The 18937-nt window shown below is 74.6% G+C and carries 9 protein-coding genes; 8 read left to right on the top strand and 1 reads right to left on the bottom strand.

Annotated features, from left to right (window positions below; translation table 11 throughout):
- The first annotated feature begins 27 nt into the window (after window positions 1-27).
- The 7 genes from ACIPLC_RS20125 to ACIPLC_RS20095 all read left to right on the top strand — a co-directional run bounded on the left by ACIPLC_RS20125 (window position 28) and on the right by ACIPLC_RS20095 (window position 16150).
- Entirely contained in the window at window positions 28-5523 is a 5496-nt protein-coding gene (locus ACIPLC_RS20125) for an SDR family NAD(P)-dependent oxidoreductase (protein WP_400474353.1), read from the top strand.
- Window positions 5520-8699, top strand: coding sequence for an amino acid adenylation domain-containing protein (locus ACIPLC_RS20120; protein ID WP_400474352.1), 3180 nt, complete (start codon window positions 5520-5522; stop codon window positions 8697-8699). The genes ACIPLC_RS20125 and ACIPLC_RS20120 overlap by 4 nt, the downstream gene beginning before the upstream one ends.
- A 72-nt stretch (window positions 8700-8771) precedes the next feature.
- Window positions 8772-10592, top strand: a complete 1821-nt coding sequence (locus ACIPLC_RS20115) for an amino acid adenylation domain-containing protein (RefSeq protein WP_400474351.1) — start codon at window positions 8772-8774, stop codon at window positions 10590-10592.
- Entirely contained in the window at window positions 10589-11791 is a 1203-nt protein-coding gene (locus tag ACIPLC_RS20110; protein ID WP_400474350.1) for an argininosuccinate synthase-related protein, read from the top strand. Before ACIPLC_RS20115 ends, ACIPLC_RS20110 begins: the two co-directional genes overlap by 4 nt.
- 1 nt (window position 11792) lies before the next feature.
- Window positions 11793-13088, top strand: a complete 1296-nt coding sequence (locus tag ACIPLC_RS20105; RefSeq protein WP_400474349.1) for an acetyl-CoA carboxylase biotin carboxylase subunit family protein — start codon at window positions 11793-11795, stop codon at window positions 13086-13088.
- A 111-nt stretch (window positions 13089-13199) separates the two neighbouring features.
- Window positions 13200-15737 (top strand): penicillin acylase family protein, encoded by a 2538-nt coding sequence (locus ACIPLC_RS20100; protein ID WP_400474348.1) that lies wholly within the window; start codon window positions 13200-13202, stop codon window positions 15735-15737.
- Between the two features lie 5 nt (window positions 15738-15742).
- Entirely contained in the window at window positions 15743-16150 is a 408-nt protein-coding gene (locus tag ACIPLC_RS20095; RefSeq protein ID WP_400474347.1) for a hypothetical protein, read from the top strand.
- Window positions 16151-16372: 222 nt separating this feature from the next.
- Here ACIPLC_RS20095 and ACIPLC_RS20090 read toward each other — a convergent pair whose 3' ends face one another.
- Window positions 16373-18715 carry a ricin-type beta-trefoil lectin domain protein gene (locus ACIPLC_RS20090; RefSeq protein WP_400474346.1) on the bottom strand — a complete coding sequence of 781 codons (2343 nt, stop codon included), beginning with the start codon at window positions 18713-18715 and terminating at the stop codon, window positions 16373-16375.
- On the opposite strand from ACIPLC_RS20090, the gene ACIPLC_RS20085 reads away from it, so the two are divergent.
- Window positions 18714-18899 (top strand): hypothetical protein, encoded by a 186-nt coding sequence (locus tag ACIPLC_RS20085; RefSeq protein ID WP_400474345.1) that lies wholly within the window; start codon window positions 18714-18716, stop codon window positions 18897-18899. The genes ACIPLC_RS20090 and ACIPLC_RS20085 overlap by 2 nt on opposite strands.
- Window positions 18900-18937: the final 38 nt, after the last annotated feature.

Raw genomic sequence — 18937 nt, 5'->3', positions numbered from 1 at the left:
CATCACCACCCATGAGGAGAAAGCCCGATGACCACCCACGCCCCCGGGGGCCCGGCCGGCGCACCGCCGGACCTGCCGGACGCGATCGCCGTGACCGGCCTCGCCTGCCGGTTCCCCGGAGCTCCCGACGCCGGGGCCTTCTGGGCCAACCTGGTCGCTGGCCGCGAGAGCATCACCTTCCGGAGCCCCGAGGAGCTGGCGGCCCTGGGCGTCCCGGCCGAACGGCTGGCCGACCCCCGGTTCGTCGGGGCGGGCGGCGTGCTGGAGGGCCTCGCGGAGTTCGACGCCGAGTACTTCGGCATCCCGCCCCGCGACGCCGAGCTGATGGACCCCCAGCACCGGCTGTTCCTCCAGTGCGCCGTCACCGCGCTGGAGGACGCCGGTCAGCCGACGGACGGTGTCGAGGGCGGCGTGGGCGTCTACGCCTCGGCCGGCTTCAACTCCTACCTGACGCACCACCTGCTGCCCAACGCGGCCCACCTGGCCGACCGGGCCGACGTCCAGTGGCTGGCCGCCGGGGACAAGGACTACCTCGCCACCCAGACCTCCTACCGGCTGGGCCTGACCGGCCCGAGCCTGAGCGTGCAGAGCGCCTGCTCCTCCGCCCTGGTCGCGGTCCACCTGGCCGCCGAGGCGCTGCTCAGCGGCGAGTGCGACGTGGCGCTGGCCGGCGCCGTCTCCGCCGGGATCGGCCAGGGGCTCGGCTACCTGCACGCCGAGGGCGGCATCCTCTCCGCCGACGGGCACTGCCGCCCCTTCGACGCCGACGCGACCGGCACGGTCTTCGGCAGCGGCGTCGGCGTGGTGGTGCTGAAGCGGCTGGCCGACGCGGTCGCCGACGGCGACACCGTACGGGCCGTGCTGCTCGGTTCGGCGGTCAACAACGACGGGAACCGCAAGGTCGGCTTCACCGCGCCGAGCCTGGACGGACAGGTCCGGGTCGTCTCGGCGGCGCAGTCCGTGGCCGGGGTCACGCCCGGCGAGGTCTCCTGCATCGAGGCGCACGGCACCGGCACCGCGCTCGGCGACCGGATCGAACTCGCCGCGCTGGGGCGGGTGTTCGCGGACGCCCCGGACTCCCGCCGGGTGCTCGGCGCGGTCAAGTCGAACGTCGGTCACCTGGACACCTGCGCCGGGATGGCCGGGCTGATCAAGACGGTGCTCGCGCTCCAGCACCGCACGCTGCTGCCGACCGTGCACTTCGAGAGCCCCAGCCCCGAACTGGCCCCGGGCCTGTTCCGGGTGCTGACCGAGGCCGAGCCGTGGTCCGGCCGGGACGGCGCCCGGATCGCGGGCGTCAGCTCCTTCGGCATCGGCGGCACCAACGCCCACCTGATCCTCCAGGACGCGCCGCCGCTGCCCGCGCCGCCCGCCGCCGAGCCCGCGCAGTGGGAGCTGCTGCCGCTGTCCGCCAGGAGCGAGCGGGCGCTCGACCGGGCCGCCGAGCGGATCGGCGCGGCCCTGGCCGCCCCCGGTGCGCCCGGCGCGGGCGACGCCGCGTTCACCCTCCAGACCAGGCGGCGCCACCACCCGTGGCGGCGCGCCGTCCTGACCGGGCGTTCGGGCGAGACGTCCCCCGCCGCCCAGGCCGTCCAGGCCGTCGGAACCGGTCGGAAGGTGGCCTTCCTCTACCCCGGGCAGGGGGCCGGCCACCCCGGCATGGCGGCGGAGCCGTACCGCGCCGAGCCGCTCTTCCGCGCCGCGCTCGACCGCTGCCTGGAGGCCCTGCGGCCGTGGACCACGGCGCCGCTGCGCGAGCTGCTGCTCGACCCGGCCCACCCGGACCTGTTCGACCGGACCGAGACCGCCCAGCCGGCCCTGTTCGCGGTGGAGTACGCGCTCACCGCGTGGTGGACGGGGCTCGGCATCCGGCCGGTCGCACTCGCCGGGCACAGCGTCGGCGAGTTCGCGGCCGCCTGCGCCGCCGGGGTCTTCGACCTGCCCGGCGCCGCCCGGCTGGTGGCCGAACGCGGCCGGCTGATGGGCACCATGGCGCCCGGCGCGATGCTGAGCGTCCCGCTGCCCGAGTCGGAGCTGCGCGCCCTGCTGGACGACCCGGCCGGGCCGGAGCTGGCCGCCGTCAACGCGCCCGACCGCTGCGTGGTGGCCGGCGCCCCCGAGGCGGTGGCGCGGCTCGCCGAGCGGCTGGCCGCGCGCGGCGTGGCCGCCCGGCAGCTGGCCGTCCGGCACGCCTTCCACTCCCGGGACGCCGAGCCGCTGCTGGAGGAGTTCGCGCGGCTGGTCGCCGCCGTCCCGGTCCAGGCGCCCGCCGTGCCGCTCGTCTCCGGCCTGACCGGGCGTGAGCTCACCGCCGAGGAGGCCGCGTCGCCGGAGTACTGGGCGCGCCAGCTGCGGCACACCGTCCGGTTCGCCGACGCGCTCACCGCGCTGCCGGGCGACGGCCCGCTGCTGGAACTCGGCCCCGGCCGGGGGCTGAGCGGCTTCGCCGTGCGGACCCTGGGGACCGCACGCCCGGCGCTGCCCGCCCTCGGCGGCGCCGCGCCCGCCCCGGACCAGCCGCCGGCCCGGCTCACCGCGCTGGCCCGGCTGTGGGAGCGGGGCGCCGAGGTCGACTGGTCCGCCCTCGGCGAGCGGGCCGGGCGCCGGCACGTCTCGCTGCCGGGCTACCCGTTCGAGCCCACCCGGCACTGGTTCGAGCCCGCCGCCGCCGAGCCCGCCGCCGTCACCGTCCAGGGCCCCACCGGGCCCGCGCAGGTTTCCGACGGTGCGAGCGGCGTGGACGACTGGCTGCACGTCGTGTCCTGGACGCAGGCCCTGCCGCCGTCCGGCACCGGGCCGCTCCCGCCGTCGGTGCTGCTGCTCGCCGACGAGTCCGGCCTCGCCGAGGCCGTCGCCGGAGAGCTCGCCGCCGCCGGTGCCCAGGTCAGCCTGGTCCGCGCCGGGGCGTCCACCGCGCTCACGCACGGCACCCCGTTCACGCTCGACGCCGACGACCCCGCCGCCTTCCCCGCGCTGGCCGCCGCCCTGGCCGCGCGCGGCACCGCGCCGGACGCCGTCCTCTCCTGCTGGGCCCTGGACACCCCGCCGCTGCGCTCGGCCACCCCGGGCGAGGCGGCCGACGGCGCGCTGCGCGCCCTCACCGTCCCGGTCCAGCTGGCCCGGGCCCTGGGCGAGGCGTTCCCCGGCCGGCCGCTGCGGATGCTGCTGGTCACCGACGCCGCCCACGGGGTGCACGGGCAGCCCGCCCGCACCCCGCAGGCCGCCGCCGGGCTGGGCGCGGTGCGGGTGCTGCCGCAGGAGCTGCCCGGCGTCACCGTGCAGGCCCTCGACCTGGACTGCCCGACCCGGGAGCCCGGCGAGCTGGCCGTGGCGGCGCAGACCGTGGTGGCGCAGCTGCGCTCCGGGCACGCTCCGGCACCGCTGACCGCCGTCCGCGGCCGGGCGCACCTCGTGCCGGCCCCGGAGCGGCCCGTCCTCACCGACCCGGCCGGGCCGCAGCCCGCCGCGCCGTCCGGCGTGTGGCTGGTCACCGGCGGCCTGGGCGGGATCGGTCTGGCCGTGGCCGGCCGCCTCGCCGAGGACGCCGACCGGACCCTCGTCCTGCTCACCCGCCGCGCGGTCCCCGACGGCACCGGCTGGCAGAGCCTGCGCCCCGGGGGCGCGGCGCCCGCCGCGAGCTGCCCGCCGGAGCTGGCCGAGGCCCTCGCCGGGCTGACCGCGCACGGCGCCCGGCTCTGCCTCGTCCAGGCGGACGTCACCGACGAGGCCGCCCTCGGCGCCGCGCTCGACCGGGTCCGGGCCGCGTACGGCCCGATCGCCGGGGTGGTGCACGCCGCCGGGGTGCCCGGCGGCGGCGTCACCGCCCTGCGCAGCCCCGGGGAGATGGCGCGGGTGCTCGCCCCCAAGGTGCTCGGCACCGTCCTGCTGGAGCGGCTGACGGCCGTGGACCGGCCGGTGCTGGTGCTCTGCTCCTCGGTGCTGGCGGTCACCGGCGCGGTCGGCCAGGCCGACTACACCGGGGCCAACGCCTTCCTGGACAGCTTCGCCACCGGCACCCGGGCCGGGGTGTCGATCGGCTGGGACCGCTGGTCGCAGACCGGCATGGCGCTGCGGTCCGGACTGCGCGACTGGCTCGACGGCGGCGAGGTGCTCGACCACGCCCTCTTCGATGCCCGCCGGGCGGAGCCGGACGGCACGGTGGAGCTGCGGCTGCGCCGCACCGGGCAGAGCGCCTGGCCGGCCGAGGAGCACCGGATCGGTGACGTCCCGGTCCTGCCCGGCACCGCGCTGCTCGAACTCGCCGTCGCCGGGCACCGGTTGACGGTCGGGGACGGGCCGGTCGAGCTGGACGCGGTCTTCACCCACCCGCTGCGGATGCCCGCCGACGCCCCGCCCGAGGTCACCCTGCGGCTGCGTCCGGCGCCCGACGGCGGGCACCTGTGGGAGGTGCGCTCCAGCGCCGTGCCGTCCAGGCCGCACGCCCAGGGCCGGATCGCGCCGTACCGGGGCGACTCCCCCGAGCGCCTGGACCTCGACGGGCTCGCCGCCCGCTGCGCCCCGGTGCCCCACTCCGCCGGGCAACAGGTCGGCGGCGCCAGCGGGCTGCGCACCGGCCCGCGCTGGGAGAGCGTCACCGAGGTCCGCGAGGACGGGCGCGGCGGGGCGATGCTGCGGCTGCGCCTGCCCGAGGCGTTCCACGGCGACCTGACCGCGCATCCGCTGCACCCCGCGCTGCTGGACACCGCCACCGGCGCCGTCACCGCCCGGACCGGCAGCCACCTGCCGGTCGCGTACCGCCGCCTGGTGGTGCTCGGCCCGCTCGGCCCCGAGGCCGTGGTGCGGGTCGACCACCGCTCCGGTGACGCCGGGGCGAGCGACACGCTGGTCGTCGACGTGGTCGTCGCCGGGCCGGACGGCGCTCCAGCCGTGCTCGTCGAGGGCTTCGTGCTGCGCCCGGCCCCGGCCGCCCCCGGCCCGGACGCGGGGCACGCCGCGGCCGGCGAGCCCGAGCAGGGCGGGATCCCGACCCGGGAGGGCCTGCTGGCCTTCGACCGGATCCTGGCCAACCGTCACCTCCCGCACGTGCTGGTCAGCCCCCGCGCGGTCGGGCGGACCGCCCCTCGGGCGGCGGCCGCCACGGCGCCGTCCGCACCGGCGACCGGTTCCGAGGAACCGGAGGGGCTGGAGGAGCGGATCGCCGCGGTCTGGTCCCGGCTGCTGGGCGTCCCGAAGATCGGTCCCGAGGACAGCATCTTCGAACTCGGCGGCGACTCCCTGCTGATCGTCCAGATCACCGCCGAACTCCAGCGGCTCGGACTGACCGTCTCCCCCGGCGACCTCTTCGCCCACCCCACCGTCGGACAGCTCGCCGCCCGGCTGCGCGCGGACCGCGCGCCCGCCGCCGGGCCCGCGTCCGACACCCCCGCCCCGCCCACCGCTCCCCCCGTGCCCGATCCGGCCCCCGCGAAGGGGTCGGGCGAGGCGTTCTCGGACGCGGACCTCAGCGAAGACGACCTGGCCCGGGTATTCGCCCTGTTCCGGTCAGGAGAGGACACCAAGTGAACGACATCGAGGACATCTACCCGCTCTCGCCGACCCAGGAGGGGATGCTCTTCCACAGCACCACCTCCCCCGAGCACGGCCTGTACGTCGAGCTGACCACCTTCCGGGTGCGCGGCGAGCTGGACCTGACCGAGCTGGGCGCCGCCTGGCAGCGGGCGATCGCCCGGCACCCGGTGCTGCGCACGGCCTTCGTCCGCGAGCGGATCCGCACCCCGCACCAGGTGGTGCTGCCCAAGGCGGACCTGCCGATCGAGTTCCGCGACCTGTCCGGGCTGGACGAGCCGGCCCGGGAGCGCGCCGTCGCCGAGGAGCTGGAGCAGCGCGCCCGCGAGCGCTTCGACCTGGCCCGGCCGCCGCTGATGCGGCTGCTGGTGCTGCGCCTGCCCGACGAGCACCTGGTGGTGTGGACGTACCACCACCTGCTGTTGGACGGCTGGTCCGCCGCGCTGCTGCTGGCCGAGGTCACCGCCGGACTGTCCGGTGACGCCGCCGAGCCGCCCGCGCCGCCCGCCTTCCGCGAGTACATCGCCTGGCTGGGCCGTCAGGAGGCCGAGCGCGACCGCGCGTTCTGGACCGGCTACCTGGCGGGCTACCGCGAGCCGGCGACGCTGAGCCTGCCGGGCGTGCGCCCGGGCGCCAAGCCGTCCGGCGACTTCCGCACGGTGCGGGCCGAGCTGCCCGCCGAGACCGTCAGCGGGCTCCGGCGGCTGGCCGCCGGCCGGGCCACCACGCTCAGCAGCCTGGTCGAGGCCGCCTGGGCGGGGACGGTCGCGCGCTGCTCCGGCCGCGACGACGTGGTGGTCGGTGTGACCGTCTCGGGCCGTCCGGTCGACCTGGACCGCGCGGACCAGATGCTCGGGATGTTCATCAACACCGTCCCGGTGCGGGTGCGGATCGACCGGGAGCTGCCCGGCGACGAGTGGCTGGCCCGCCACGCCGCGACCCGCCACCCGCTGCTGGACCACCAGCACACTCCGCTGACCGACATCCAGCGCTGGGCCGACACCGCGCCCGGCGTGCCGCTGTTCGACACCGTCGTGGTGGTCGAGAACTACCCGGACCGCACCGAGGCGGTGCTCTCCCACGGCGCGGTCACGGTCAGCGACGTCCGCTACGAGACCCGGACCAACTACCCGGTCACCCTGGTCGTGCGGGCCTCGGCGGAGATGCAGCTCCAGGCGGTGGTGGACGCCGGGCGGATCACCCCAGAGGAGGCCCGCGCGCTGCTGGACCACGTCGTCGCGGTGCTGACCCGCATCGCCGCGCAGCCCGGCCGCCCGGTCCGCGAGCTGCTGGCCGTCCCCGAGGCGGCCCGCGCCCGCCAGCTCGACACCTGGAACGGCAGCGAGATCGACCGCGGCGAGCCGTCGGCCCTGCTGTCCGGGCTGATCGACGACGCGGTCCGCAGCCGCCCGGACCACCCGGCGGTGGTCGACCAGCAGACCCGGTACAGCTACCGCGAACTCGACCGGCGGGCCGACGCCCTGGCCCGGCAGCTGGCCGCGCGCGGCGTGCGCCCCGGCGACCGGGTGGGCGTCTGCCTGGGCCGCAGCGCCGACCTGGTGACCGCGATGCTGGCCGTCGCCCGGGCCGGGGCCGCGTTCGTCCCGCTCGACCCGGCCCACCCGGTGGAGCGGATCGGCCTCGTCCTGGCGGACGCGGCCCCGGCCGTGGTGCTCACCGACGCGACCGGGGCGCCCGCGCTGGCCGGCTGGGACGGCACCGCCGTCGACCTGGCCTCCCTGGACCTGGCCGACCTCGACCTGACGCTCCAGGAGGCCACCGACCCCGCCGCCGCCGAGCTGCCGGGCGCAGCCCCGGACGGCCTCGCCTACCTGATGTTCACCTCCGGCTCCACCGGCCGCCCCAAGGGCGTCGCCGTCGGCCACCGGGCGCTGGCGAACCTGGTGGACAGCCTGGCCCGCCGTCACCCGGGCCTCGACGGCGACACCCGCTTCCTCGCCCTCACCACGCTCAGCTTCGACACCTCGCTGGCCGAGCTGCTGGTGCCGCTCGCCGTCGGCGCGACGGTGCACGTCGGCGGCCAGGCCCTCGGGCTGAGCGGCCGCGAACTCGACCGCTACAGCGTCGAGCACGGCATCACCGCGCTCCAGGCCACCCCGTCCCGCTACCGGGCGCTGCTGGACTCCGACTGGCAGGGCGCCGGGCGGCCCCGGCTCTACAGCTGCGGCGAGGCCTTCCCGGCGGACCTGGCGGGGCCGCTGGCCGAGCGCGGCGAGTCGGTGTGGAACATGTACGGGCCGACCGAGACCACCGTGTACTCCAGCGTCGAGCGGATCACCGCCGACACCACCCTGGTCACCGTCGGCCGCCCGATCGCCAACACCGTGCTGCACGTGCTGGACACCGTGGACGGCGAACTGCTGCCGGTCGGCTGCGTCGGCGAGCTGTGCATCGGCGGCGACGGCGTCGCCCAGGGCTACTGGCAGCGGCCCGAACTGACGGCCGAACGGTTCGTCGCCGACCCGTTCACGGGCGGCCGGATGTACCGCACCGGCGACCACGCCCGCCGCCTGCCCGACGGGCGGATCGAACTGCTCGGCCGGATGGACCGCCAGCTCAAGCTGCGCGGCTACCGGATCGAGCCCGGCGAGATCGAGCAGGTCCTGCTGGCCCTGCCCGAGGTGGCGGCGGCCGCGGTCGCCGTACGGGAGGGCCGCCTGGTCGCCTGGGTGGTGCCCGCCGACCGGGGCGCCCCGCTCGACGCCCCCGGGATCCAGGCCGGACTGCGGCGCTCGCTGCCCTCGTACATGGTCCCCGAGGCGGTCACCGTCCTCGCCGAACTGCCGCTCACCCCGGCCGGCAAGACCGACCTGCTCGCCCTGCCCACCCCGGCCGGGTTCGCCGACGAGGCCGCGCCGACCGGCGGGCCGACCGGCACGGCGGACCACGAGGCGCTGGTGGCCCGGCTGTTCCGCGAGGTCCTCGCGCTGCCGGAGGTCGATCCGGACGACGACTTCTTCGAGCTGGGCGGCGACTCGCTGCGCGCCCTGCGACTGGTCTCCCGGCTGGAGGCGGAACTCGGCTGCTCGCTCGACATCGAGCTGCTCTTCGACTCCTCCACGGTCCGCGACCTCACCGCGGCCATCGGCCCGGCCCTGGCCGGCACCGACGCACCGGCCGACGCCGACGCCCCGGCCGACGCCGACCAGTGAACCAACCGGCGTCCCGGCCGGCCCCGGCCGCCGGGGCGCCCCTGCACCGACCACACCGATTGGACACCCTCCATGGCTAGCCCTACGGCCACGATTCTCGACGACGGCGAACGACGGCTCGACACCCTGCTGCTCTCCCGGTGGGAGGCCGATCCGGCGCAGCCCGCCGTGGTCGACGGCGACCGGGTGCTGCTCGCGGGCGAGCTCAGGAACCGCACCGTGCGGGTCGCCGCGCTGCTGCGCGAGCGGGGGGTGCGCCCGGGCGAGCGGGTCGCGGTCTACCTGGAGCGCTCGGCCGACTTCGTGGTCAGCGTGGCCGGGGTGATCCTGGCCGGCGCCGCCCAGGTCGCCTTCGACGTCAACGACCCGGTCGGCCGCACCCTCGACATGCTGGCCGACTGCGCGCCCCGGCTGCTGATCACCACCCCCGAACTGCGCTCCCGCTTCCCCGAGTTGCCCGGCACCGAGGTCGTCACCGTCGACGAGTGCGCGGCGGCCCGCCCGGCCGTCCCGTTCGAGCCGGCGGCCGACCTCGCCGAACAGCCCGCGGTCGTCATCTACACCTCCGGCTCCACCGGCCGGCCCAAGGCCTCGCTGATCCCGCACCGCGCGGTGACCACCCGCCTGCGGGCGCTCCAGCGCAGCCACGGGCTCGGCCCGGACGACCGGATGCTGCACCACACCGCGTGCAGCTTCGACATGTTCCTGATCGAGGTGTACTGGCCGCTGATCACCGGCACGACCGTCGTCATCGCCGCCCCCGGCCGCCAGCGCGACGCCGACTACCTCGCCGAGACCATCCGCGCGGCCGACATCACCGTCTTCTACTGCGTGGTCTCGCTGCTGGAGCTGTTCCTGCTGGCCCGCGGCCCCGAGGAGCGCTTCGACGGCCTGCGGAGCGTCCTCACCGGCGGCGAGCCGCTCGCGCCCGAGCTGGTCCGCCGCTTCCACGCCCAGTCCACCGCGCCGCTCACCAACCTCTACGGGCCGAGCGAGTGCACCATCTACTGCACCGCCTGGGTGCCCCCGCGCGACCCCGGCCTGGACACCGTCTACATCGGCCCGGCCATCGAGGACACCACCCTGTGGATCCTCGACGAGGACGGCAAGCCCGTACCGGACGGCGAGCCCGGCGAGCTCTACATCGGCGGCGAGGGCCTCGCCCTCGGCTACCTCAACCGCCCCGAGCTCACCGCGGAGCGCTTCGTCCCCGACCACCTCGGCGACGGCCCCGGCCCGCTCTACCGCTCGGGCGACCTGGTCCGCACCCACCCGGTGGGCGGCCTGGAGTTCCTCGGCCGGGTCGACCTCCAGGTGAAGATCCGCGGCTACCGGATCGAGCTGGGCGAGATCGAGTCCGCGGCCCTGCGGGTGCCCGAGGTCCGGCAGGCCGCCGTGGTGGCCCACGGCCGCGGCAGCGACGCCCGGCTGGTCGGCTTCCTGGTGCTCGCACCCGGCGCCGAACCCGCGAGCGTCACCGCCGCCGTGCGCGAGACGCTGCGCGCCGCCCTGCCCCCGTACATGGTCCCGGCCTCGCTGGCCACCGTCGAGACGATGCCGCTGACCGCCAACGGCAAGCTGGACCGCGCCCTGCTGACCGAACGGGCCGGCGCCGTCCTGCCCACCGTCACCGACGAGCCGCAGGCGCCACCCGGCGACAGCGTGGCCGCCACCGTCACCGAGGTCTGGTGCGAGGTCCTCGGACTGCCCGCCATCGGCCCGGACGACGACTTCTTCGACATCGGCGGGGACTCCTTCAAGGTGGTCCGCGCCACGCGCAGGCTGGAGACACTGCTCGGCGTCGAGGTCCCGATGCACCTGATGTACGACGAACCCACGGTGACGGCCTTCACCGCCGCCCTGGCCGAGCAGGGAACGGAGGGATCGCGGTGACACCCCACGTCGTCCGTTCCTTCGGCGAGCTCGACACCATCGCCCGCGACCCGTCGGCCCCCGTCGTCACCCTGTTCAGCGGCGGACTGGACAGCAGCTACCTGCTGCACCGCCTGGTCCGGGCCGGCGCCCGCAACGTCCACGCCGTCAGCGTCGACCTCGGCGAGGACGAGAGCAGCGAGCACAAGCAGCGGATCGCCGACCGGCTCGGCATCCGGCTGCACCTGGTCGACGGCCGGCAGGAGTTCGCCGAGGACTACGTCCGCCCGGCCATCGCCGCGCACGCCGTCTACCTCGACACCCACCCGGTCAGCTCCTCGCTCAGCCGGCCGCTGATCGCCAAGGTCGCCGTCGACACCGCCCGCGAACTCGGCGCCACCACCGTGCTGCACACCGCCAACCGCTCCCAGAACACCCTGCGCCGACTCAACGGCGCCCTCGAACTGCTCGGCTTCGCCGGGCGCTACGGCAGCCCGTACGACCTGGATCCGGTGGACCGGGACCAGAAGATGCGCGAGCTCAAGGAAGCCGGCCTGGAGCAGCTGAGCGAGCGGCTGGTCAGCGGCGACTCCAACCTGTGGTGCCGGGAGTTCGAGTCCGGGATCCTCGACGACCCCGAGGACCACGCCGTGCCCGAGCGGCTCTACCAGTGGAGCGCGCTGCGCCCCGCCGAGGCCCCGGAGGCGGTCGAGGTCGCCTTCGAGGCGGGCCGCCCGGTCGCGGTGGACGGCCGGCGGCTGCCGCTGACCGAGCTGATCGACACCCTCAACCACCTGGTCGGCGCCCACGGCCTCGGCCGGTACAGCGGGCTCGAACACCTGGGCCACGGGCCGAAGGTGCTGGAGATCCGCGAGATGCCCGCCGCGTGGCTGCTGCTGCGCTCGCGCCGCCACCTGGAGACGGCCGTCCTCTCCGCCGAACTGCTGCGGGAGAAGCTGAACCAGGAGCAGCTGTGGGTCCGCGAGGCGCTGGAGGGCCGCTGGTTCGGCGAACTGCGCCGGGCCAGCCAGGCGTTCATCGAGGTCTGCTCGGCGCACGTCACCGGCTCGGTGCGGTGGCGGCTCTCGGCCGGCTCGGCCGAGACCCGGGCCATCGTCGCCGACCGGCCGCTCTACCTGCGCGACCGGGAGGCCTGGGAGCACCGGTCCGTCGCCGCCGAGCGCGCGGCGTTCGGCCCGCACCAGCCGCAGGAGCGCTGACATGGGCGGCTCGAACCCGACGCCCCCGGTCCTTACGGCGCCCCCGGCGCCCCCGGTGCTGCTGGTCGTCTACGGCCGGGGCTCGGCGACCGCGCGCGGCGTCCTGACCGCCGGGCGGCGGCTGTGCACGGTGGTCTTCTTCGGCGACCTCGGCGACCCGAAGGTGGCCGCCGACCTGGCCCAGTTGCCGAAGTCGGCCACCGTGGTGGACACGGCCGGCCTGACCGAGGAGCAACTGTGCGACCGGGCCGCCGAGTTCGGCGCCGCCGGAGTGATCACCTTCAGCGACCACCTGCTCCGGACGGCGGCGGCGGTGGCCGCGCGGTGCGGCGTGCCGTTCCACGACCGGGCCACCGTGGAGGTCCTGGTCGACAAGTTCCGCCAGCGCGAGGCCCTGGCGGCGGCGGGCGTGCAGGCCACCGCCTGCCGGGCGGTCCACTCCGCCGCCGACCTCGGCCCGGCCCTCGCCGCGACCAGGCTGCCCGCCGTCCTCAAGCCCCGCTCGGGGGCCGGCAGCGTGGACACCTGCCTGGTCCGCAACGCCACGGAACTCACCGACCGGTACGCCGAGTTCACCGACGGCGCAACGACCCCGGCGGTGTTCGTCCTGGAGGAGTACCTGGCGAGCGACCCCACCGTGGTGGGGGAGTTCTGGGGCGACTACGTCTCGGTCGAGTCCGCGATCAGCCGCGGCGAGATCCGCACCGTCGCGGTCACCGGCAAGCTGCCGCTGGCGCCCCCGTTCCGGGAGACCGGCTACTTCACCCCGCCCCTGCTCCCGGACGGCGTGGCCGCAGAGGTCGTGGCCCTGGAACAACGCGCGCTGCGGGCCCTCGGCATCCGCGAGGGCGTCACCCACACCGAGATCAAGTTCACCCCCGACGGGCCTCGGCTGATCGAGGTCAACGGCCGCCTGGGCGGGCACGTCTCGGACGTCCTCAAGCGCTCCGCCGGGACGGACCTGCTCCTCCTCGCCCTCCGGCTGGCGCTCGGCGCGTTCGACCCGCCCGAGCCGGTGCTCGCCCTGGGCGCGGGCTGCCCGAAGGTGGCGTTCCAGTACTTCCTCTCCCCGCCCGCCGACGGCCTCGCCCCCGGCCCCGGCGAGGTGCTCGACGACCTCCACCACCTCCCCGGGGTGGACCTGGTGGACGCCACGATCGACCCGTCCTGGCGGGCCGACTGGCGGGCCGGCACCGAGTGGCGGCTCGGCACGGTCTACGGCTCGGCCGCCGGACACGCCGAGCTCCGGGCCGCCATCGAGGCCGTCCACCGCCGGATGGCCGACTTCTGGTCCTGATGGGCCTGAGCCCCGTCCTTGGTTCTGCCCCCACCCCCACCACACCCGCCCAACCTCGCACCCCCTGGAGTCAACGTGCCGCGGCGCATACGCACAGCCACCCACGCGGCGGTGGCAGCCGTCGTCTCCGGCCTGGTCCTCGCGCTGCTCGCGCTGGGCATCGGGCCCGTCCCGGCCCTCGGAACCGCCCTCGTCCCCGGGGCCGGTGCGTGGGACTCCGCCGCCGGCGCCGAACTCCCGCACACCGAGACCCTCACCCTGGCCGGCCTGAACGCGCCGGTGACGGTCGCCTTCGACGACAACGGCGTCCCCGCCGTCAAGGCCGCCTCCGACACCGACCTGTTCCAGGCCCAGGGTTACCTGCACGCCCGCTTCCGGCTCGCCCAACTCGACCTGGAGCGGCGTGCCGGGCGCGGACGCCTGGCGGAACTCAACGGGCCCGGGAGCGTCGAGTCCGACCGCTTCGAACTCCAGATGGGACTCCTGCGCACCGCCGAGGCCACCTGGGCCGCCACCGCGCCCGACAGCCCGGCGGGCCGCGCCCTCACCAGCTACACCCGGGGAGTCAACGCCTGGATCTCCGAGCTGCGCCACAACGGGCAGTGGCCGGCCATCTTCTCCCTCACCGGCGTCTACCCGGCCGACTGGACCCCGGTCGACAGCCTGGTCATCCAGGAACTCCTCACCCAGAGCATGGACTTCACCAGCACCCCGCTGGACTACGCGATCTTCCGGGAGTCCCTCGGTGAGCAGCGCACCATGGACTGGTTCCCGGTCCACGCGCCCAACGACCAGCGGCCGTACGACGTCGGACCGTACCGCGACCTCGGCATCGCGCCGCTGCCCGCGAACGTCAACACCGCCGGGCCCGACGACCACGCCGCCGCCAACCGGTCCGAGCCGCGCCCCGCGCCCGTCGCCCCCACCGGGAAGCCCGACCCCGCCGGGGAGGCGACCGCGGCCCACACCCTGCTGGACACCATCCGCGCGCTTCCGGCCACCCAGGTCCACACCTTCCCGGACAGCAACGCCTGGGCGGCGAACGGCCCGGCCGTGGCGGGCGGCAACGCGATGCTCGCCGGCGACCCGCACCTGCCGATGACCCTGCCCTCGTACTGGTACCAGATCGCGCTGTCCTCGCCCGAGACCGACGTCACCGGCGCCAGCATGGCCGGCATGCCCGGCGTGCTCATCGGCCGCAACGCCAACATCTCCTGGTCCCTGACCGACGGCCAGAACCAGTCGACGGTCTTCTACAGCGAGCAGACCAGCCCCGACCACCCCGGCCAGTACTTCTGGAACAACGCGTGGCACCCGATGCAGCGGGTGGAGTACACCATCCCGGTCCGGGGCGGGGACACCGAACACCTCGCCGTGGACCTCACCGTGCACGGACCGGTCCTGACCCGGGCCGGACAGACCACCTCGGTCAGCTGGATGGGCAACATCCCCTCCCCCGACCTGGCCGTCCTGCTCTCCGTCAACAAGGCCCGCGACTACCAGGAGTTCCGCACCGCGCTCGCCGACTGGCACGCCCCCACGCTCAACTTCGCCTACGCCGACGGCGGCGGCAACATCGGCGTGGTCGCCGCCGGGTACTTCCCCCTGACCAAGGGCGGCGACCCCTGGTTCCCGCTGCCCGGCACCGGCGAGTACGACGTGGTCGGCGCCATCCCCTTCGACGCCACCCCCCAGGTCTACAACCCGCCGAACCACGTGGTGGCGACCGCCAACCAGCGCCCCGTCACGGCCGACTACCCGTACTACATCGGCACCACGCTCAACGCCTTCGACAACGGCTACCGGGCCAACCGGATCTACCAGTACCTGGAGAGCCACCAGGCGATGACCAGCGCGGACTTCACCACCCTGCAGAACGACGTCACGGACTACCTCGCCACCGTGATCCTGCCCCACCTGAAGACCGCCCTGGCCGACCAGAAGCTCGACCCCCGCCAACAGGCCGCCCTCGACGTCCTGAACCGCTGGGACCACACCATGAAGCCCGGCGTCGCCGGCGGCCCGATCTGGTGGACCTTCTGGAACGACTACCTGGAGACCACCTTCCAGCCCTGGTGGGACCACGCCAAGGTGCCGGTCGAGCGCGACCGCCTGTTCCTGAAGGTCTCCAGCGCGCTGCCCAGCCTCGACGAGAACCTCGAAGCCTGGACCCTGCACGACCCGACCAACCCGGCCTTCACCTCCCCCGGCGGCCCGACCCGCACCGCCACCGACGCCATGCGCACCGCGTTCGCCCAAGCCGTCTCCGAACTGTCCCAGGACCTCGGCAACGACCCCGCCACCTGGACCTGGGACCGCGTCCACACCCGGCAGATCCCCTCCCTCACCGGCGCCGAAGCCCTCGGCTACGGCCCCAAGCCCGCCGAAGGCGACCGCTGGACCGTCAACGCGGCCGACGGCGGCATGAACTCCACCTTCGGCCCGAGCTGGCGCATGGTCGTCGACTGGAAGGGCCCGGACACCGCCACCGCGCAGGCCGTCTACCCCGGCGGCCAGAGCGAGAACCCCGCCTCACCCTGGTACCGGAACTTCATCCCGTACTGGTGGGAGGGCCGGAACCCGGCGCTGCTGATGGCCGCCGACCAACCCGCCTCCACCAAGGTGTGGACCCTGCGACCGGGAGCGTGACCACCATGACCCAACCCCAACACCCCTCCCCCACCCCCCTCCTCTCCCCCCTCCTCCTCACCCTCCTCGCCACCGTGGTCATAGCCCTCGGCTCCCTCTGGTCCCTCTGGTACCTCCCCTTCCTCTGCGGCCTCGCCCTCGGCACCACCACGGCCCTGCGCGGCCAACGAGCCCGCACCGCCGTCCTGACCGCAACCGCAGCCGCCCTCGCCGGCTGGGCCGCCCCCCTCCTGTGGCGCGCCGCCACCGGCGAAGCCGTGGCCGGCACCGCCCGCACCCTCGCCGCCCTCGCCGGCCTCCCGGCCCTCGCCTCCCTGACGATCGCCGCAACCCTCCTGATCGGCCTCCTCCAAGCCCTCCTGGGCGTCTGGCTAGCCCGCACCACCACCGCCACCCTCCGCCCCACCCCCTGACCCCACCCCCCACCCCACCGAGGCGGCCCCCACCACACCGGGGGCCGCCTCACCCAACACCAACCCACAACACCCAGCAGCCTCCCCCACCTCGATCCCCACCGCTCCGCTGCTCCGCACCCCCTGCACCGCCGGGCATGGAAAACGCCACAGGGCGGAGCCCCAACGGAGCTCCGCCCTGCGAGTGCTAGGCCAAGTCAGCTTGCTTTGATGCCAGAGGCCTCATGGGGTGCGTTCGGGTGTGATGGTCCACTGCTGGTTGGCCTGCAGGCCCGGGCAGGTCCAGATGCCGAGGCGGGTGCCCTGGCCGGTTGCCCAGCCGGGGAGTTCGAGGCACTGGCCGCCGGGGTTGTTGGCCGGATCGACGGTTGCCGGCAGGTAGATGCGGCCGTCGGGGCGCATGCTCCACTTCTGGCCGGTGTTGCCGGTGCAGGTCGTGAGGATGACGCGGGTGCCGTTGCCGAGTGCGTTGTCCTTGGTGGACAGGCACCAGCTGCCAGCGCGGATGGTGCCGTCGGTGGCGAAACTGAACCGCTGGTTGGCGGTCTGCCAGCAGCCGTAAATGGCAACTTCGGCACCGTCTCGGGGACCGCCTTCGGCATCCATGCACTGCCAGTTCACGGTGTTGGGGTGGACGGAGACGCTGGCGTCGGCGTAGCCGAGGAACTGCCAGTTGTCGAAGCCGTCGACCTTGTTCTTCGCACCGGTGCTGCTCTTGCCGGGGAACACGGTGATGGCGTTGCTGTTGTTGATGGCCCAGAGGTCCGGGTAGCCGTCGTTGTTGAGGTCCGCGGCGCCTATCTTCGGTTGGGCTGCGGCGCTCCAGTTGGCGCCGGTCAGGATGGGAGTGCCGGCGTCGGGCTTGGTGAGGGCGGAGTAGTCGACGGTGCCGTCGGCGTTGAAGCCGAGGGGGTAGGCGTAGATGTCGCCGGTGGTGCGGTTGCGTGCCCAGAGCGTGGTCTGGTTCGTGGTCGCCTTGGTGGCGGGGTTGGTCGTGGGCCCGTTGGCGGCGCCGGGGTTGATGAGTTCGAGGTCGTTCCAGCTGCCGGAGAGGGTGGGGATGAGGGTGGTGCTGCTGAGGAGGTTGCCGACGGGGTTGAAGACGTAGAGGTTGTTGTTCTCCAGCGTCATGATGGACGTCTGGGTGGTGAAGACGGTCTTCGTCGGGTCGCCCGGTTTGGGGCCGACGGCCTCACCCTTGGGTGTGCCGAACGCGATCACCTGGGAGACGTTGCTCCAGTCGCCGCTGTTGTAGCCGTCGCACGGCGTGGTGGTGCCGTAGACCTTGCAGGTGGTGGGGCGGCTGGGCGCCAGGGGTTGGCTCTGGTCGAAGCGTCCGGTGCCGTCGTTGGGGATGACGTAGAGGATCTTCTTGAGCTCGGCCGCGGCGCCCGTGTAGTGGACGACGAGTTGGTCGACGGGCAGTCCGGCGGTGAGGGCGCCGTGGTGGCTGATCTGGTAGTCGGCCCAGGTGGCCCCGTACTTGAGGTTGCCGGGTGCCGCGGCGGCGGGCGCGACCAGGGAGTTCGTCGGGTCGGCGGTGCCGCCGATGATCCGCAGATCGCCGTTCTTGTCGGCGAGGACGATGTCCGGCTGCTGGTCGTTGGTGACATCACCGAACAGCGGCTGGGTACCGGGCTTCCAGGGCACGTAGAAGTTGTAGAGGGCCGGCTGGCTGTAGTTGCCGGCGTTGTCCATGGCCCACGCGTACAGGGTGTTGGTGCCCCACTGGCGCGGCTGGTAGTCGTAGGGCTGTCCTGGCGAGAGCGTGCCGCTCTGGCCGCACTTCCAGCCGACGACCGGGGTCGGGTCGGTGCTCACCCGCACGCAGGCGACGCCCGAGGCCTGCAGGCCCGCGCCCGGGGCCGGGTCCTCCGCGTTGATCGTGAACCTGCCCCAGTCGTTCATGTACTTGGCCGGGGTGGGGTTCGGGGTGCCGGACGGCGGGAAGTCGGACGAGCTGATGCTGACACGGGGGTTGGTCCGGTCGACGCGGAAGTAGCACCAGGCGCTCTCGGGTGAGCTGAGAGTGCCGTCACCGGACTGGGCGTACCAGCCGTACTGGTGGCCGTCACTGAGCGAACCGGGTGTGACGGACTCGGCGGGGTCGTTGTAGCTGCGGCCCCACCGTCCGTCCGTGAAGGAGAAGTTGCCGTCGTTGTCGTCCCACATGCGGTAGCTCGTGTACAGGGACTGGCCGGCGGGGGAGTAGCTGTTGGCGGTCAGGTAGATGTTCTGGTTGCTGCCGATCCAGCCGGGGTTGTCCCAGGGGTGGGCGCCGCCGGTGGTGCACTCGGCGGTGCTGTTGTTCCAGGCGAAGCCGGGGGCGGGGCTGGCGCGCGGGTACCAGACGGTCGGGTTGATGTCGTAGGTGGTGGTGATGTACGGGTTGTTGGCGATGTAGTGCCGGAAGGTCTTGTCGTACTCGTTGTTCATCGGCGCGATGCCGACGGTCCACCACGGCCACTGGCCGGCGATCGCCTGCTTCATCATGTCGGTCACGTCGACGGCCAGCGGGCCGGTGCCGGTGAGCCACTGGCCGTTGACCGTCGGGCAGTTCTCCATGACGACGGTCTTGCTGTCCCCGCAGGGCTGGTCGTTCCAGTTGGTGTGCTCGTGGATGGGCTTGGGCGCCGAGTACACGGCGAAGGGCGTGTTGGTGCTGGGGCTGGAGGCGCTGGTGACCTGGAAGTTGAGGGTGGAGCTGAAGATGGTCGGCGGGCTCTCGGCACCGCCCGGCTTGGTGTAGAGCGCCGGGTTGATGCCGAATTGGAAGTAGGCGCGCTG

This window comes from Kitasatospora sp. NPDC086801 (assembly GCF_044745805.1).
Classification (GTDB): domain Bacteria; phylum Actinomycetota; class Actinomycetes; order Streptomycetales; family Streptomycetaceae; genus Kitasatospora.
This window is presented reverse-complemented; position numbering and strand designations above follow the sequence as displayed.

What these genes read in the sequence shown, in the direction of transcription:
- ACIPLC_RS20095 (WP_400474347.1), top strand. Translation starts at nt 15,743, where the DNA reads ATGACCCAACCCCAACACCCCTCCCCCACCCCCCTCCTCTCCCCCCTC.
- ACIPLC_RS20085 (WP_400474345.1), top strand. Translation starts at nt 18,714, where the DNA reads ATGACGACGGTCTTGCTGTCCCCGCAGGGCTGGTCGTTCCAGTTGGTG.
- ACIPLC_RS20115 (WP_400474351.1), top strand. Translation starts at nt 8,772, where the DNA reads ATGGCTAGCCCTACGGCCACGATTCTCGACGACGGCGAACGACGGCTC.
- ACIPLC_RS20125 (WP_400474353.1), top strand. Translation starts at nt 28, where the DNA reads ATGACCACCCACGCCCCCGGGGGCCCGGCCGGCGCACCGCCGGACCTG.
- ACIPLC_RS20090 (WP_400474346.1), bottom strand. Translation starts at nt 18,715, where the DNA reads ATGGAGAACTGCCCGACGGTCAACGGCCAGTGGCTCACCGGCACCGGC.
- ACIPLC_RS20105 (WP_400474349.1), top strand. Translation starts at nt 11,793, where the DNA reads ATGGGCGGCTCGAACCCGACGCCCCCGGTCCTTACGGCGCCCCCGGCG.